This is a genomic window from Pseudomonas sp. KNUC1026, assembly GCF_021650705.1.
Lineage (GTDB): Bacteria > Pseudomonadota > Gammaproteobacteria > Pseudomonadales > Pseudomonadaceae > Aquipseudomonas.
The window spans coordinates 1,385,683-1,402,513 of sequence record NZ_CP087138.1; the positions used below are offsets into that span (position 1 = coordinate 1,385,683).

General features: G+C 64.8%; 9 protein-coding genes and 7 pseudogenes. 8 read left to right on the top strand and 8 right to left on the bottom strand.

Annotated elements, in window-relative coordinates; genetic code table 11:
- Window positions 1-38 precede the first annotated feature (38 nt).
- From LN139_RS06215 to LN139_RS06225, 3 genes and pseudogenes are all read left to right on the top strand, one after another.
- Window positions 39-584, top strand: a complete 546-nt coding sequence (locus LN139_RS06215; RefSeq protein ID WP_329611016.1) for a chemotaxis protein CheB — start codon at window positions 39-41, stop codon at window positions 582-584.
- A pseudogene (locus tag LN139_RS06220) lies at window positions 554-1,746 on the top strand (hybrid sensor histidine kinase/response regulator). Before LN139_RS06215 ends, LN139_RS06220 begins: the two are co-directional and overlap by 31 nt.
- Window positions 1,747-1,797: 51 nt before the next feature.
- Window positions 1,798-2,175 carry a response regulator gene (locus LN139_RS06225; RefSeq protein WP_236359179.1) on the top strand — a complete coding sequence of 126 codons (378 nt, stop codon included), beginning with the start codon at window positions 1,798-1,800 and terminating at the stop codon, window positions 2,173-2,175.
- Window positions 2,176-2,280: 105 nt separating this feature from the next.
- Here LN139_RS06225 and LN139_RS06230 read toward each other — a convergent pair whose 3' ends face one another.
- The 4 genes and pseudogenes from LN139_RS06230 to LN139_RS06245 form a co-directional block, all read right to left on the bottom strand.
- Entirely contained in the window at window positions 2,281-2,514 is a 234-nt protein-coding gene (locus LN139_RS06230; RefSeq protein WP_236359180.1) for a YheU family protein, read from the bottom strand.
- A 33-nt stretch (window positions 2,515-2,547) separates the two neighbouring features.
- Window positions 2,548-3,725, bottom strand: a pseudogene (locus tag LN139_RS06235) (osmoprotectant NAGGN system M42 family peptidase).
- 17 nt (window positions 3,726-3,742) lie between these two features.
- Window positions 3,743-5,491, bottom strand: a pseudogene (gene ngg / locus LN139_RS06240) (N-acetylglutaminylglutamine synthetase).
- Between the two features lie 3 nt (window positions 5,492-5,494).
- Window positions 5,495-7,267, bottom strand: coding sequence for an N-acetylglutaminylglutamine amidotransferase (locus tag LN139_RS06245; RefSeq protein WP_236359181.1), 1,773 nt, complete (start codon window positions 7,265-7,267; stop codon window positions 5,495-5,497).
- Window positions 7,268-7,916: 649 nt separating this feature from the next.
- On the opposite strand from LN139_RS06245, the pseudogene LN139_RS25490 reads away from it, so the two are divergent.
- Window positions 7,917-8,087: pseudogene (locus LN139_RS25490) on the top strand (hypothetical protein); the annotation flags it as partial.
- Window positions 8,088-8,224: 137 nt separating this feature from the next.
- Here LN139_RS25490 and mnmC read toward each other — a convergent pair.
- A pseudogene (mnmC, locus tag LN139_RS06250) lies at window positions 8,225-10,158 on the bottom strand (bifunctional tRNA (5-methylaminomethyl-2-thiouridine)(34)-methyltransferase MnmD/FAD-dependent 5-carboxymethylaminomethyl-2-thiouridine(34) oxidoreductase MnmC); the annotation flags it as partial.
- An 88-nt stretch (window positions 10,159-10,246) separates the two neighbouring features.
- On the opposite strand from mnmC, the gene pap reads away from it, so the two are divergent.
- The gene (pap, locus tag LN139_RS06255; RefSeq protein WP_236359182.1) at window positions 10,247-11,737 is read left to right on the top strand and encodes a polyphosphate:AMP phosphotransferase; all 1,491 of its coding nucleotides are present in this window, start codon (window positions 10,247-10,249) and stop codon (window positions 11,735-11,737) included.
- Window positions 11,738-11,739: 2 nt separating this feature from the next.
- A pseudogene (locus LN139_RS06260) lies at window positions 11,740-12,703 on the top strand (ribonuclease Z).
- Here the strand turns inward: LN139_RS06260 and LN139_RS06265 are convergent.
- The gene (locus LN139_RS06265) at window positions 12,687-12,881 is read right to left on the bottom strand and encodes a DUF6316 family protein (protein WP_236359183.1); all 195 of its coding nucleotides are present in this window, start codon (window positions 12,879-12,881) and stop codon (window positions 12,687-12,689) included. The pseudogene LN139_RS06260 and the gene LN139_RS06265 overlap by 17 nt on opposite strands.
- A 43-nt stretch (window positions 12,882-12,924) precedes the next feature.
- Entirely contained in the window at window positions 12,925-14,319 is a 1,395-nt protein-coding gene (locus tag LN139_RS06270; protein ID WP_236359184.1) for a class II fumarate hydratase, read from the bottom strand.
- A 185-nt stretch (window positions 14,320-14,504) separates the two neighbouring features.
- Here LN139_RS06270 and LN139_RS06275 point away from each other — a divergent pair, with 185 nt between their 5' ends.
- Both LN139_RS06275 and LN139_RS06280 read left to right on the top strand, forming a co-directional pair.
- On the top strand, window positions 14,505-15,035 hold the full coding sequence (locus LN139_RS06275) for a DUF2059 domain-containing protein (protein ID WP_236359185.1): 531 nt from the start codon (window positions 14,505-14,507) through the stop codon (window positions 15,033-15,035).
- A gap of 123 nt (window positions 15,036-15,158) precedes the next feature.
- Window positions 15,159-15,454 (top strand): annotated as a pseudogene (locus LN139_RS06280) (BolA family protein).
- A 6-nt stretch (window positions 15,455-15,460) separates the two neighbouring features.
- Here LN139_RS06280 and LN139_RS06285 read toward each other — a convergent pair.
- Window positions 15,461-16,612, bottom strand: coding sequence for an aldose epimerase family protein (locus tag LN139_RS06285; protein WP_442964390.1), 1,152 nt, complete (start codon window positions 16,610-16,612; stop codon window positions 15,461-15,463).
- Between the last annotated feature and the right edge of the window lie 219 nt (window positions 16,613-16,831).

A 16,831-nucleotide genomic window follows, 5' to 3' on the forward strand; every position in this document is an offset into this window, starting at 1 on the left:
GCGGTGGTGGTGGGTGCTTCGGCCGGGGGGTCGAAGCCTTGTTGGCACTTTTTGGCCGGCTGCCGGTCGATTATGCGCTGCCGATCATCACCGTGCTTCACCTGCCTGACGGCCGCCACAGCCAACTGGCTGAGGTATTCGAGCGCAGGCTCGGGCGGCCGGTACGCGAGGCGTGTGACAAAGCCTGCGTGGAGCCGGGGCTGATTTATTTCGCCGGGCCCAGCTATCACCTGTCGGTGGAGCGGGACCTGACGTTTTCGCTGAGCCAGGAGGAGCGCGTTCATTACTCCCGGCCTTCTATCGACGTGCTGTTCGAGTCGGCCGCTGATGCCTGGGGCAGCGCCCTGGCCGGTGTACTTTTGACCGGCGCCAATGAAGACGGCGCCCAGGGATTGGCCTGCATTGCCCAACTGGGCGGCCTGACACTGGTTCAGGACCCGGCCGAGGCGAGGGTTTCGGTGATGCCGGAAGCCGCCCTGAAGCTGATTCGCCCTGATTATCTTTTGCCCATCATGGGCTTGGCCGATGTGTTGGCCGAACTGGGACCTGGAACATGCAAAGCGCTATCCAAGCCAAACTGCTGATCGTCGACGACCTGCCGGAGAACCTGCTGGCACTCGAAGCATTGATTCGCCAGGACGACCGGCAGGTCTTCCAGGCCCGCTCGGCCGACGAGGCGCTGTCGCTGCTGCTGCAGCACGAGTTTGCGTTGGCCATTCTGGATGTGCAGATGCCTGGCATGAACGGCTTCGAGCTGGCCGAGCTGATGCGCGGCACGGAAAAGACCAAGCACATCCCCATCGTGTTCGTCAGCGCGGCGGGCCGCGAGCTGAACTACGCCTTCCACGGCTACGAGAGCGGGGCGGTGGACTTTCTGCAAAAGCCGCTCGACACCCTGGCGGTCAAGAGCAAGGTCGCTGTGTTCGTCGACCTGTATCGGCAGCGCAAAACTCTCAACGAGCAGCTTGAGGCGCTGGAACGCAGCCGTCAGGAGCAGGAAATTCTCGTGCGCAGGCTGCAGGTGGCGCAGGCCGAGCTGGAGCACGCCGTGCGCATGCGCGACGACTTCATGTCGATCGTTTCCCACGAGGTGCGCACCCCCTCAACGGCCTGATACTGGAAACCCAGCTGCGCAAGCTGCACCTGGCCAAGGGCAATGCCGGCGCGTTCACCCTGGACAAGATGGAGGCGATGGTCGGGCGCGATGAGCGGCAGATCCAGAGCCTGATCCGCCTGATCGAAGACATGCTCGATGTGTCGCGTATCCGGACTGGCAAATTGTCGATCCGGCCAGCGCGGTTCGACCTGGGGCAGATGGTCGGCAACGCCGTGGAGCGCTTCCTGCCCCAGGCGCAGGCGGCCGGCGTACCGGTTCGCTTCGACTGCGATGAGCCACTGGTGGGCGAGTGGGACGAATTCCGTGTCGAACAGGTGGTGGCAAACCTGCTGACCAATGCGCTGCGCTACGGCGGCAAGGGCCCGATCGAGGTGGCTGTGCGCCAGGGCGGTGAATTTGCCCGGGTCGAGGTGCGCGATTACGGCATCGGGATCAGTGAAGCTGACCAAGCGCGCATCTTTCAGCAGTTCGAGCGAGTATCATCGCGCCACAGCGTGGCGGGCCTGGGGCTGGGCCTGTTCATCTCAGAGCAGATCGTCAGCGCCCATGGCGGGCGCATCGAAGTCAAGAGCGCGCCAGGGGAAGGCGCGCTGTTCAGCGTGCTGTTGCCGCTGGCGCGCAACCTCTGACAACGCCCATGGTCACATGGGCAGCACCGTAGACAGACATAGGCAACACCCATGAGTGGAGATGCACAAGACGTGGTACTGGTGGTCGAAGACGAGCCGGTGATTTTGCGGGTTCTGACCGACTATCTGATGGGCGAGGGCTACCACGTGCTTCAGGCCGAAAACGGCACTCAAGCCTTCGAGATCCTGGCCAGCAAGCCGCACCTGGACCTGATGGTCACCGATTTTCGCCTGCCTGGCGGTATTTCCGGGGTCGACATCGCCGAGCCTGCGGTAAAACTGCGCCCGGACCTGAAAGTGGTGTTCATCAGCGGCTACCCGGCGGAGATCCTCGACTGCGACCACCCGATCGCACACCGGGCCCCGATCCTGGCCAAGCCGTTCGACCTAGATGAACTGCAGCGGGTGATTCGCAAGGAATTGGCCTGAGGGGTGGCGGCGAGCCGTCGCGCGGCAAGCCGCCCTCCCACGGTTCGAGGCGCGCTGCCAATTTCGAGTGGGAGGCCGGCTGGCCGGGCGACGGCTGCTTGGCACCTATAGCCCCTCCAGCAGCTCCTTCGGCACATCATGCCGGGCCATCAACTGGCACTGCTGGCTTTCAGGATCGAACACAATGAACGCCTGGCTCTTGGCCAACGCCTGGCGCACGCGCAGCACACGGGTGGGCAGAGGTGTTTCATCGCCATTGTCGGTGCCGTCACGGGTGACGAAGTCTTCGATCAGGCGGGTGAGGGTGTCGGGCTCGAGTGCATCGAATGGAATGATCATGGGCGCGAGTGTACTGCGCCCATGCCATGACCGTCACTTGTTGATCAGGGTCTCCACCGGCGGTACACGCGTATCGCTTTCCATCTGCGTCTCGTGCTCCAGCTGCTTGCTGAAATTCTTCAGCGAAGCACTGGCGGGCTGCGCGTCGCTGTCGAACACCGGCGGGCTGAGCAGGTAGGCGGTCAGCAGCCGCGAGAGGGCGTTGAGGCTGTCGATGTGGGTTCGTTCGTAGCCATGCGTGGCATCGCAGCCAAAGGCGACCAGCGCCGTGCGGATGTCGTGCCCGGCAGTGACGGCCGAATGCGCATCGCTGTAGTAGTAGCGGAACAGGTCACGCCTGAGCGGCAGGTCATTGTTCTGGCCCAGCGTGAGCAGGTGGCGCGACAGGTGATAGTCGTACGGCCCGCTGGAGTCCTGCATCGCCACACTCACCGCGTGCTCGCTGGAGTTCTGCCCCGGGCGACCGGGGCGATGTCGATGCCGACGAACTCACTCACATCCCACGGCAAGGCAGAGGCCGCGCCAGAACCGGTTTCCTCGGTAATGGTGAACAGCGGATGGCAGTCGATCACCGGCTCCTGGCCGCTTTCCACCACAGCCTTGAGCGCCGCCAGCAGCGCGGCGACACCGGCTTTGTCATCCAGGTGGCGGGCGCTGATGTGGCCGCTGTCGGTGAATTCGGGCAGCGGGTCGAACGCCACGAAATCGCCGACGTTCACGCCCAGGCTTTCACAGTCGGCACGCGTGGCGCAGTAAGCGTCCAGGCGCAGCTCGACGTGATCCCAGCTCACCGGCATCTGGTCGATGGCGGTGTTGAAGGCATGCCCACTGGCCATCAGCGGCAGCACGCTGCCGCGAATCACGCCGGTGTCGGTGAACACGCTCACGCGGCTGCCTTCCGCGAAGCGGCTCGACCAATGGCCGACCGCCGACAGGCCCAGGCGGCCGTTGTCCTGAATCGCCCGCACCGAGGCACCGATGGTGTCCAGGTGAGTGGCCACCGCACGGTCGGGCGAGCTCTTGCGGCCCTTGAGCGTGGCGCGGATGGTGCCGCGGCGGGTCAGCTCGAAGGGTATTCCCAATTCGTCCAGGCGCTCGGCCACGTAGCGCACGATGGTGTCGGTGAAGCCTGTGGGGCTGGGAATGGCGAGCATCTCCAGCAGCACCTTCTGCAGGTAATGAGTATCGGGTTGGGGTAATGCTTGGCTCATGGTGCCTCCCAATCGGATCAGCGCACGGGTTGAATGTGCGGGAACAACAAATCGATGAATTCTTCGGCAGTGGGCTGCGGCTCATGGTTGGCAAGGCCCACGCGCTCGTTGGCTTCGATGAACACGTAGTCGGGCTGGTCAGCGGCCGGGACCAGAAAGTCCAGGCCCACCACCGGGATATCGAGCGCACGTGCCGCGCGCACGGCCGCCTCGGCCAGCACTGGATGGAGCAGGGTAGTCACATCCTCCAGGTGCCCGCCGGTGTGCAGGTTTGCAGTCTTGCGCACCGGCAGCACCTGGCCCTGGGGCAGCACGCTGTCGTAGTCGAAACCGGCCAGTTGCAGCAGTACGCTCGGTTTCGCGGTCCAGCGGGATACGGCTCTCGCCAGCCGTGGCGGCCTGGCGGCGCCGGCTCTGCGCCTCGATCAGCTCGCCGACGGTACGCCTGCCGTCGCCCACTACCTGCGCCGGGCGGCGAATGGCAGCGGCCACCACCTCGAAACCGATCACCACAATGCGCAGGTCGTGGCCTTCGTGGAAGCTTTCCAGCAGCACCCGGCTGTCGAACTGGCGGGCCTGTTCCACCGCATGCTGCACATCCTCGAAGTTGCGCAGGTCGACCGCCACGCCCTTGCCCTGCTCGCCGTCGAGCGGCTTGACCACGATGCGCTCGTGCTCGTCGAGAAAGTCCTGGTTATCGTCGGCGCTGCCGGCCAGTTGCTGCGCCGGCAGGCGTACGCCTTCAGCCGCGAGCACCTTGTGGGTCAGGCTCTTGTCCTGGCACAGCGCAACACTGATGGCGCTGGTCAGGTCCGACAGCGACTCGCGGCAGCGCACGCGGCGCCCGCCATGGCTGAGGCTGAACAGCCCGGCATCAGCGTCGATCTCCTGCACCTCGATGCCGCGCCGGTAGGCCTCATCGATGATGATGCGCGCATAGGGGTTGAAGTCCCCGGCAGGGCCGGGGCCCATGAACAGGCGCTGGTTGATCGCGTTGCGGCACTTGACCGCAAACGTGGCGAGGTTGCGAAAGCCCAGCTTGGCGTAAAGGTTCTTGGCCAGCCGGTTGTCGTGCATCACCGACAGGTCGAGAAAGGCCAGGCCCCGGCTCATGAAGTGTTCGATCAGGTGGCGCACCAGCACTTCACCCACGCCTGGGCGGGTGCAGCGCGGGTCCACCGCAAGGCACCAGAGGCTGCTGCCGTTGTCCGGGTCGTCGAAGGCCTTGGCGTGGTTCAGGCCCATCACGCTGCCGATCACGGCGCCTGTGTCTTCGTCCTCGGCCAGCCAGTACACCGGCCCACCCTGGTGGCGCGGGGTCAGCCGCTCGGGGTTGACCGGCAGCATGCGCCGCTTGAGGTAAAGGCGGTTGATCGCCTTCCAGTCGGCCTCGGTGTGCGCACGCCGAATGCGAAAGCCACGAAACACGCGCTGCGCCGGGCGGTAATCGGTGAACCACAGGCGCAGGGTGTCGGAGGGGTCGAGAAACAGCTGCTGTGGCGCATGGGCCAGCACCTGCTGCGGCGCGGCCACGTAGAGCGCGATATCGCGCTCCCCGGGCGCTTCGGTGAGCATGTCCTCGGCCAGCACCTGTGCAGAGGCATACGTGTGGCCGATCAGCAGGCGCCCCCAGCCGCAATGCAGTGGCTGCGGCGCGCTGTCGTCCGCCGCCTGGCCATCTTCGGCCAGGCGCGCTTGCAGCCGCTCGTAGAGGGCGACTGGCCACGCAGCAGGCGCTGGTTGAGGGCGTTGTTCTGGGGTTTCATCACTTACAGCCCCTGCTCGCTGAGCCACAGGTTCAATGCCGCCAGTTGCCACAGCTTCGAACCGCGCAGTGGCGTGAGCTGGCCTTGCGGGTTGCTCAGCAGGCGGTCGAGCATGGCCGGGTCGAACACGCCGCGGTCCTGGCTTTTGTCCAGCAGCAGGTCGCGCACCCAGCCCAGGGTGGCACCTTCGAGGTGCTTGAGGCCTGGCACCGGGAAATAGCCCTTCTTGCGGTCGATCACCTCGCTTGGGATCACCCGGCGTGCAGCTTCCTTGAGCACGTGCTTGCCGCCGTCAGGCAACTTGAAGCGCGCTGGCACCCGCGCCGACAGCTCGGCCAGGCGGTAGTCCAGGAACGGCGTGCGTGCCTCCAGGCCCCAGGCCATGGTCATGTTGTCCACACGTTTGACCGGGTCATCCACCAGCATCACCGTGCTGTCCAGGCGCAAGGCCTTGTCCACGGCGGCGTCGGCGCCGGGCATCGCGAAATGCTGGCGAACGAAATCACCGGCGGCGTCCTCGGCCACGCGCCATTTCGGCTGCACGGTGGCGGCGTATTCGGCGTAATCGCGGTCGAAGAACGCCGCGCGGTAGGCTGCGAACGGGTCGCTGGCGCCGTCCACCTGCGGGTACCAGTGGTAACCGGCGAACAGCTCATCGGCGCCCTGGCCACTCTGCACGACCTTGCAATGCTTGCTGACCTCGCGCGAGAGCAGGTAGAAGGCGATGCAGTCGTGGCTGACCATCGGCTCGCTCATGGCGCGGAAGGCCGCTGGCAGTTGCTCCAGCACCTCGTGCTCGCCGATGCGCAATTGATGATGGCGGGTGCCGTAGTGCTTGGCGATCAGGTCCGAATATCGGAACTCGTCGCCGCGCTCGCCGCCGGCGTCTTCGAAGCCGATGGAGAAGGTCGACAGGTCTTCCACACCGGCTTCGCGCAGCAGGCCCACCAGCAGGCTGGAGTCCACGCCGCCGGAAAGCAGCACGCCCACGTCCACCGCCGCGCGTTGGCGGATGGCGACCGCTTCGCGGGTGCTTTCGAGCACGCGGTCGGTCCAGTCATTGAGGTTGAGGTTGCGCTCGTCTTCGGCCGGGCCGTATGGCAGCGTCCACCACACCTTCTGTTCGGTGTGGCCATTGGCGTCGATGCGCATCCAGGTGGCCGGCGGCAGCTTTTGCACATTGGCCAGAATGGTGCGTGGCGCAGGCACCACCGCATGGAAGTTCAGGTAGTGGTTCAGTGCCACCGGGTCGAGCATCGGGTCGATGTCGCCGCCTTGAAGCAGGGCGGGCAATGCCGAGGCAAAGCGCAGGCGCTGGCCGGTGCGCGAGAGGTACAGCGGTTTGACGCCCAGGCGGTCACGGGCCAGGAACAGGCGCTTGCTGTCGCGTTCCCATACGGCGAAGGCGAACATGCCGTTGAGCTTGGGCAACAACGCTTCGCCCCAGGCGTGGTAGCCCTTGAGCAACACTTCGGTATCGCCGCCTGAGTGAAAGCGATAGCCCAGTGCTTCGAGCTCGGCACGCAGCTCGGGGTAGTTGTAGATGGCACCGTTGAAAGCCAGGGCCAGGCCGAGGTCGGCGTCGGTCATCGGCTGCGCCGAGCCGTCGGAGAGGTCCATGATCTTGAGCCGTCGATGGCCCAGAGCGATCGGCCCCTGGCTATGAAACCCCCAGGCATCCGGGCCGCGAGGGGCCAGGTGGTGGGTAATGCGTTCGATGGCCGCCAGGTTCGCGGGCTGTTCGTTGAAAGTCAGTTCACCACTAATTCCGCACATATTTCCTTACCGGTGTAGCCGTTGGGGAGTGTGAGGAACTGACCGAGCATGGCAGCAATCGTTTTATATCTAAAAGTTATAAGCGTGGATTGCGCCGTCCGGGGTGCTTTCTGCCAGGTGCTTTACCGAGGTTCTATCTGTGGTACCTGTGTACAAGGCAATGGGGCCTACCGATCACGCAAATAACTGACCTGGCTGCACTTTTCAGCAAGTTTGCAGGTGAAAATTTCTATTCATTTGCACCGTTATGTTTTCGTTTCGGATAGCATCGGCCGCTCATGATTGCGAGAAACAGGATTAATGAGTGGATAGCTTGCCGAAGCTGGCACGGGCACTCGTGCCGCACCTGGACGCCTTTTGCGAGGGTGCGGGATTCGATTACTGGAGCTTCTACCGCGCCACTTCTGCAGGCGCGGCCTATTACAGCAGCCTGCCGGTGCAGTGGCATGACTGGGCCCGGGCGCACGCTGAATGCATCTATGCGCCACTGCGCGAGGCTTCGCCACCACCGCTGACCCCTGTGTGCTGGAACCGCCAGAGCCTGGAACGCCACGCTCCTTTACCGGACAGCAGTACCAACGCGCAGCCTTTCGAGGGCCTGAGCCTGATCCTGGTCGACAGTGACACTCACTACAGCGTGTTCAGTGTCATGAGTTTCGGTGCTGCGCGGGACGCGAAGCTGGTCGACCCCCAGCACGGCCAACTGGCCTGGCTGGCGGGTGTGCTGCATTACCATCTGGGCGACGAGCCGGCCTCGCAGGTAGTACTGACCGGCCGCCAGCGCGATGTGCTGCGGCTGCTGGTGCATGGTTCGAGCCCCCAGCAGGTTGCCGATGAACTCGGTGTAACCTTGCGCACCGTGCGCTTCACCAGCGCCAGATTCTCGAACGCATGGAGGCCCGCACATTGGCGGTGGCTGCCTTCAAGGCGGGCATCATGGGGCTGGTCTAGCTTTTTCAGCGCCCGGATCGCAAACCGCTGCGGGTGGCACGCTTCGGCCACTTCACGCGGCACTGGCAAAGGCTCGCCGCACAGCCACGCGGCGAGCAATTCGCCGCTCAAGGGCGCTGTGATCAAACCGCGTGAACCGTGGCCACTGTTGACGAACAGGCCTGGCTGCCAAGGGCAGGGGGTGCCCGGCAGTTGCCGGGCATTGCGCGCCAGCCCCCGGTAGCAGGCGTCGAACGCCTCGGGGTCTGCCAGCGGGCCTACCACTGGCAGGTAGTCCGGTGTGGTGCAGCGCAGCCCGACGCGGCCTTGCAGCACTTCACCTTCGGCCTGCCATTGCCCCTCCAGAACAGGCGCCAGTTGCACCAGGCGCTCCAGATTGCCCAAGTGCTCTTCGTTGCTGGGAATGAGGTCGGTGCGCTCGAAGTCGAAGCTGGCGCCCAGGGTGTGCTCGCCATCGCGTGCCGGAGCCAGGTAGCCGTCGGCACACACCACGGTGCGCAGCGCCGCGCTGGCTGTGGTCACCGGCAGGCGGGTGACCTGGCCGCGAATCGGCTTGAGCGGCAGCCCGGTGAGGCGCGCAGCATCTTCAGCGTTGGCCAGTACCATCACCGGTGCCTGTGCCAGGCAATGCTCGCCGTCGAACGCGCGCCACAGCCCGCCTTCGTGGGCAATGCGCAGCACAGCGCTATGGGGCAGCAAGGTGACCTGCGGATGTTCGGCCAGCCATTGGCACAGCGCGGGAGGGTGCACCCAACCTGCTTCGGGGTAATGGAGCCCGCCCTGTGGTACCTCCAGGCCGGCCACGGCTTGCGCCTGTTCACGGCTCAGTGGTTGCAGCAGGCCGGGGTCGAAGGCTTCGGCAAGCCTGGCCTGGCGCTTGGCCTCGGCGTCGTCATACGCCAGTTGCAGCACGCCGCAGGCCTGCCAGGCGCTGCCGGTTTGAAGGTGCTCCAGCAAGCGGCGGGTGTAGCCGAAGCCACTGACGATCAATTTCGACAGTGCCGTACCGTGGGCCGAGAGCTTCAGGTACAGCACCCCTTGAGGGTTGCCGGACGCCGCACTGGCCAGCGCACCCTCGCGCTCCAGCAGAGTCACGCGCCAACCGCGGGCGGCCAGACTTGCGGCCGTGGCGCAGCCGGCCAGGCCCGCGCCGACAACCACTGCATGGCGCTCCCCTTGATGCAGCGGCGGGCGGGAAAACCAGGGCGCCGGCGCGGACGCAGCGCTCTGCTGCTTTGCCGTGGCTGGATACGTCCCGCGCATCGCTTCCCACTTGGTCCCGTAGCCAGGCACTCGCTTCATGACGAACCCTGAGGCGACCAATCCACGGCGCACGTCGCCTGCTGCCGTGAACGTGCCCAGCGTAGCGTCTGGAGCCGAGAGCCGTGCCAGTTGGGCGTACACGGCTGGCGTCCACATCTCCGGGTTTTTCGCAGGCGCGAAACCGTCGAGGAACCAGGCATGCACCTGGGCATCGAGCAGCGGCAATTGCGTTTGCACATCACCGATGAGCAAGGTCAGCGTCACGCGCCCGCCCGCCAGCCGAAGTTGCTGGAAGCCCGGCTCCACCACCCGGTACTGCGACAGCAGCGCCTGCCCCCACGGGGCCAGGGTGGGCCACAGCGCGATCGCCCGCTCCAGGTCAACGCGGCGCAAGGGAAACTTCTCCACACTGATGAAGTGCAGCCGAGCATCCTGCGGCGCGTGCGCCTCGAACAGCTCCCAGGCGCAGAGAAATTGAGCCCGGTGCCAAAACCGGTCTCGCCGATCACGAAGCACTCACCGCCTGCCAGCGCCTCGAAGCGCGGCACCAGGCGGTTCTGCCCGATGAAGTTGTGCAGGGTTTCCGCCAGCCCCGCCTCTTTGGAGAAATACACATCATCGAAGGCCTGCGACAGGGGCAGGCCGTTTTCATCCCAGTGGATGCGGGCGTGGTTCATGAAAAGCTCGAAGGTATGGGGCTAAAAACGCAGTATTTTGCCAGAGACGCAGGTCCAGATACTGCAATGATCGACAAGGAGTTAGCGAATGTTCGAATCCGCCGAGATCGGCCACGCCATCGACAACGATGCCTACGACAAGGCCGTGCCCAGGCTGCGCGAGGCGCTGCTGGAGGTGCAGTACGAACTCAAGGAGCAGGCCCGCCGCCCGGTGATCGTGCTGATCAACGGGGTCGAGGGCGCTGGCAAGGGCGAAACGGTCAAGTTGCTCAACGAGTGGATGGACCCACGCCTGATCGAGGTGCGCACCTTCGACCGCCCCAGCGACGAGGAGCTGGCCCACCCGCCGGCCTGGCGCTACTGGCGCCAGTTGCCCGGCAAAGGCCGCATGGGGGTGTTCTTCGGTAACTGGTACAGCCAGATGATCCAGAACCGGGTACACAAGCGCATCAAGGATGCCGAGCTGGACCAGGCGATCAACGACGCCGAGCGCCTCGAGCAGATGCTCTGCGATGAAGGCGCGCTGATCTTCAAGTTCTGGTTCCACCTGTCCAAGAAACAGATGAAGCAACGCCTCAAAGAGCTGGAGGACGATCCCGTCCACCGCTGGCGCATCAGCCCGCTGGACTGGCAGCAATCGAAAACCTACGACCGCTTCGTGCGCTTCGGCGAGCGCGTGCTGCGCCGCACCAGCCGCGACTACGCCCCGTGGCACGTGATCGAAGGCAACGACGCCAACTACCGTAGCCTGGCGGTGGGCAACATCCTGCTCGAAGGGCTGCGCGCGGCATTGGCGCAGCCAGCCACCACGGTGCACCAGGCCATGGCGCCGCTGGGCGCGAGCCTCGACCGGCGTAACCTGCTCGATTCCCTCGACATGCGCCTTGCGCTGGACAAGGACGCTTACCGCAAACAATTGCTTGAGGAGCAGGGCCGCCTGGCCATGCTGTTGCGCGACAAACGCATGCGCCGCCACGCACTGGTGGCCGCGTTCGAAGGCAACGACGCTGCTGGCAAGGGCGGTGCGATCCGCCGCGTGGCTGCCGCTCTCGACCCACGCCAGTACCATATCGTGCCCATCGCCGCGCCCACTCAGGATGAGCTGGCCCAACCTTACCTGTGGCGCTTCTGGCGCAAGATCCCGGGGCGTGGCCAGTTCACCATTTTCGACCGCACCTGGTACGGGCGCGTGCTGGTGGAGCGCGTGGAGGGGTTCTGCAGCCAGAGTGACTGGATGCGCGCCTATGGCGAGATCAACGACTTCGAGGAGCAACTCACCGATGCCGGTGTGGTGGTGGTGAAGTTCTGGCTGGCGATCGATGAGAAAACCCAGTTGCAGCGCTTCAATGCACGGGAGAAGATCCCGTTCAAACGCTACAAGATCACTGATGACGATTGGCGCAACCGGGAAAAATGGCCTGCCTACCGCGAAGCGGTGGGCGACATGGTCGACCGCACCAGCACCGAGATCGCCCCCTGGACGCTGGTGGAAGCCAACGACAAGCATTGGGCGCGGGTGAAGGTGCTGCGCACGATCAGCGATGCCCTGGAAGCTGCCTTCAAACGCGATAAGCACTGACCATGTTCGAACTGCTGTTTCTCGGCACCAGCGCCGGGGTGCCCACCCGGGCGCGCAACGTCTCGGCCACCGCCTTGCTCGAAGGGCAGGGCAAGGGCTGGTTCCTGATCGACTGCGGCGAAGCCACTCAGCACCAGCTGCTGCGCACGCCGCTGGCCTTGAGCACGCTCAAGGCCATTTGTATCACCCACGTGCACGGTGACCACTGCTATGGCCTGCCGGGGCTGCTCAGCAGCGCGGCGATGAGTGGCCGCCAGGCGCCACTTACGCTGATCGGCCCGGCGGCGCTTGAACCGTGGCTGGAGATGACCTTCCGGATGAGTGGTTCGTATCTGCCGTTCGAGCTGCGGTTTCACCCGGTGGAAGAGGGCGGCCCCTGGTTGCACGGCGGGGTCGCCATCGACTGCACGGCGCTCTCGCACCGAGTGCCCAGTTGGGGCTATGGCTTCACCGAGACGCGGCCCGAATCACGCCTGAATGTCGAGCGCCTGAGCGCAGAAGGTGTCCCGAGCGGCCCGGTGTCGGGGGGCTCTGATGCGCGAGGGCGATCAGATGTTCGAAGGCCGGTTGCTGCGTGCGCAGGACTACCTCATCCCTGGGCGGTTGCCGCAGCGGGTGGTCATCTGTGGTGACAACGACACGCCACAGCTGCTGGCGCAGGCTTGCCAGGGGGCCAATGTGCTGGTGCACGAGGCGACCTGTACGCAGGCCGTGCTGATGGATGGCAAAGCGGATTTCGGCCACTCCAGCGCTGAAGCTGTCGCGAAATTCGCGGCGTCTGAGGGCCTGCCCAATCTGGTGCTGACCCACTTCAGCCCGCGTTATCAAAGCGTTGCCGGCCGGGAGCCGCACGTCAGCAGCCTCGGTGAGGAGGCTGCGGCCCATTACGCCGGCGCTGTCTGGCTGGCTCGAGACTTTCTGCACCTGGCCCTGAGCCGCGACGGCTCGCTCAGCGAGCGGTACTAGAGCGCTGGCTACGCATGATGTAAGCCTGGCTCTCCAGCTCTGCGGCCGCGCGGGTCGGGAAAGGCCCTTCGAGCGTGTGCTCGCGCGTACTGAAGTAGAACTTACCGTTCACATTCGAGATGCGGTCGGCGCGGAAGTGGATGGCTTCGGCGGGGTCGAGCTCGCGTTTTCCAAGCATGTTGCCTCCTGTGCTAACGAGGTGTCTGTCAGGGCGCCGGTGCTCAGCCTTTGCCGCCGGCGTGCAGCATGTTCTGCGGGCGTACCCACTCATCGAATTGCTTGTCGGTCAGAAACCCCAGCGCCAGCGCGGCTTCGCGCAGGGTGCTGCCCTCCGCGTAAGCCTTCTTGGCGATCTGCGCGGCCTTGTCGTAGCCGATGTGCGGGTTGAGTGCGGTCACCAGCATGAGGCCACGCTCCAGGTGCTCGGCCATTTTCGCTGCATCCGGCTCCAGGCCCGCCACGCAGTGGGTGTTGAAGTTGCGGCAGCCATCGGCCAGCAGCCGGATCGACTGCAGCACGTTATGGATGATCACCGGCTTGTAGACGTTGAGCTGCAAGTGCCCCTGGCTGGCCGCCATGCCGATGGCGACGTCATTGCCCAGTACCTGGCAGGCCAGCATCGACAGGGCCTCGCACTGGGTAGGGTTGACCTTGCCCGGCATGATCGAGCTGCCCGGCTCGTTGGCTGGCAGGCGCACCTCGGCGAGGCCACCACGGGGGCCGGAGCCCAACAGGCGCAGGTCATTGGCGAGCTTCATCAACGCGACCGCCAGCGTTTTCAAGCCGCCCGCCAGATGCGTCAGCGGCTCATGGCCGGCCAGCGCGGCGAACTTGTTCGGCGCGGTCACGAAGGGCAAGCCCGACAGCGCGGCAAGTTCTGCGGCGATGGCTTCAGCGAAGCCTTGCGGCGCATTCAGGCCCGTGCCTACGGCGGTGCCGCCCTGGGCCAGTTCGCACACAGCGGGGAGGGCGGCCCGTACTGCGCGGTCGGCGTATTCCAGTTGCGCGACGAAGCCTGAGAGCTCCTGGCCGAAGGTGATCGGCGTGGCGTCCATCATGTGCGTGCGGCCGGTCTTGACCAGCCCCTGATGGCGAGCCGCTTGCTCGGCCAGGCCGTTGGACAGCTCGGCAATCGCCGGCAGCAAGTCGTGGTGCACTGCTTGCACGGTTGCGATGTGCATGGCGGTCGGGAAGCAATCGTTGGAGCTTTGCGAGCGGTTGACGTGATCGTTGGGGTGCACCGGCGCCTTGCCGCCCCGGCCCTGGCCGGCCAGCTCGTTGGCGCGGCCAGCGATGACCTCGTTGACGTTCATGTTGCTCTGCGTGCCGCTGCCGGTTTGCCACACCACCAGCGGGAACTGATCGTCATGCTTGCCGGCCAGCACCTCGTCGGCTGCCTGTTCAAGCAGGCGGGCGACATCGGCGGGCAGGTCGCCGTTGCGCGCATTGACCCGCGCAGCGGCCTTTTTCACCAGTGCCAGCGCATGCGCCACAGGCAGCGGCATGCGCTGTTCGCCGATGGCGAAATTGATCAGCGAGCGCTGAGTCTGCGCGCCCCAATAGGCGGTTTCAGGAACTTCGATGGGCCCAAGGCTGTCTGTCTCGGTGCGGCTCATGGGGGCATGCCTCCTCGCGTTGCGGTTAACGTAACGTCATAGCCAAGTTAGGCCGCGCCATGCCCGCCAGGGTTCAACCGGCAAGCCCACTATTGATTCCATGGGCTTGAGCCACTTCGCCATCAGGCGCAAAATGCCCTCTCTTCGGGGCCCGAGCGCCCACCTGCCACGTTTAAGGAAACCTGATGACTCGTCTTCGTGCCCTCTGCACTGCAGCTGTTCTGGTTTGCGCCAGCGGTTCGGCTTTCGCTGACCAGGCCAGCCACAACGCCGCCGCCGAGAAATTCCTGATGATGGCCCACGCCGACAAGCTGGGCACGCCGGTCTACATGCAGGTGCAGGAGATGTTCGCCCAGCGCTTCGCCCAGGCCCAGGCGCCTGCCGAGAAGCGCGCGCTGCTCGACACCTACACCGCCAAGGCCAACGCTGCGCTGGATTCGGCCATCGGCTGGAACAAGCTCAAGCCGGACATGATCAAGCTTTACACCGACAACTTCACCGAGGCCGAACTCAAGGACCTGGTCAAGTTCTACCAGTCGCCTCTGGGCCAGAAAGTGCTGCAGAAAATGCCGCAGGTTACCCAGCAATCGGCTGAGCTGACCCAGCAGAAGCTGCAGCCTGCCGTGCCGGTGGTGAACAAGCTGCTGGCCGACATGACCAACGAAATCGCCCCGGCCAAGGCGCCGGCCGATGCCAAGGCGCCTGCCAAGAAGTAATCAGCTGCCGCTGATTTCAGTGTCGCGCGGCGCAGCCGCCCTCCACAATTCCGGATCGGAAGACGTGGCAGGGCGGCTGCGCCGCGCGACGATTGCATCCACCGAACGTCGAGGTCCGGTTTCATGACCATGCAAACCCGCATCGAAAGCACCCTGGGCCTGCTCCAGCCCACCCACTTGCAGGTGCTCGATGAGAGCCACATGCACAGCCGTGGCCAGCAGACCCACTACAAGGCTGTGGTGGTCAGCGAGCGCTTCGCCGGGCTCAACAGCGTCAAGCGCCATCAGTTGGTGTACGGCACGCTGGGCGAACTGATGGGTGAGTTTCACGCCCTGGCGCTGCACACCTACACCCCGAGGAGTGGGCGCAGGTGGGCAGCGCGCCGGCATCGCCGGTGTGTGCCGGCGGGCATCAGTAAAGCGGCTTACATCGCACTGAACTTGAACACCGTGTCCTGCTTGTAAACCTGCCCCGGGTCCAGCCGCGTGCTCGGAAAGTTCTTCTGGTTCGGCGAGTCCGGATAATGCTGCGTCTCCAGCGTGAATGCCCCCCAATGCGGGTACACCTGCCCGCCCTTGCCCTTGATCGAGCCGGTCAGGAAGTTGCCGGTGTACAGCTGCACCCCCGGTTCACTGGTGAACATCTGCAGGCGCCGGCCTGATGCGGGGTCGGTGACTTCCGCCGCCAGCTTGTGTACGTCGCCTGCGGTGTCCAGCACCCAGTTGAAGTCAAACCCGCCTTGCTTGGGCTCGGCGAATTTCAACTGAGGGTGGTTTTCCCGAATGTGCTTGCCGAATGCCGTGGGCTGGGTGAAGTCCATGGGCGTGCCGGCGACTTTCGCCAACTCGCCCGTAGGGATGAGCGTTGCGTTGATCGGCGTGTAGCGGCTGGCGTTGAGCTGTGCCACCTGGTTGAGCACATCGCCATTGCCGGCGCCGGCCAGGTTGAAGTAGCTGTGGTTGGTGAGGTTGAGCACCGTGGGCTTGTCGGTGTGGGCCTGGTACTGGATGCGCAGCTCGTTCTGTTCATTGAGGCTGTAGGTCACCTCTACGTCCATGTTGCCGGGGAAGCCCATTTCACCGTCCACCGACCGGTAACTCAGCGTCACGCCCACCCAGCCGGGGCCTTGCGCGGGCTTGGCGCTCCATAGCTGATGGTCGAAGCCCATGGGCCCGCCGTGCAAGGCATTGGGGCCGTCATTGAGCGGTACCTGGTAGGTTTTGCCGTCGAGGCTGAACTTGCCGCCAGCCAGGCGGTTGCCGAAGCGGCCGATGGTGGCGCCGAAATGCACGTCGCCGTTTTCCTGATAGCTCTGCGCGTCATCGAAGCCCAGCACCACATCGGCCAGCTGGCCGTTGCGGTCGGGCACTTTCAGCGCCTGCAACACCGCACCGTAGGTGATGACAGTGGCCTGCATGCCGTGGCTGTTGCGCAGGTCGTAACGCTCCACGGCGCTGCCGTCCTTGAGCGTGCCGAAGGCACTGTGCTGGCTGCTGAGCGCAGCCTGGGCCGAGCCTGCAAGGCCGGTAAGCGCGGTGGCCATCAACAGCCCACCCAAGCGAGAGATGTGATGCATCCCGGTACCTCCTGATTGTTGTTGTAATGAGGCTGCGGGGGAGGGTAAGCGTTCATATAGTCATACATGAAACGTTTTTGAATCGCTATGAACGGCATTTTTCCCCGCTTGCCGTCTAAACAGTAATACTATTTAATGGATTTTGCATGTCGCGCTGTGTCGATGCAGCCGCCGCCTGCCGGGTGACAATTCGTTACCTACAGTGGCGCCACGCTCTGC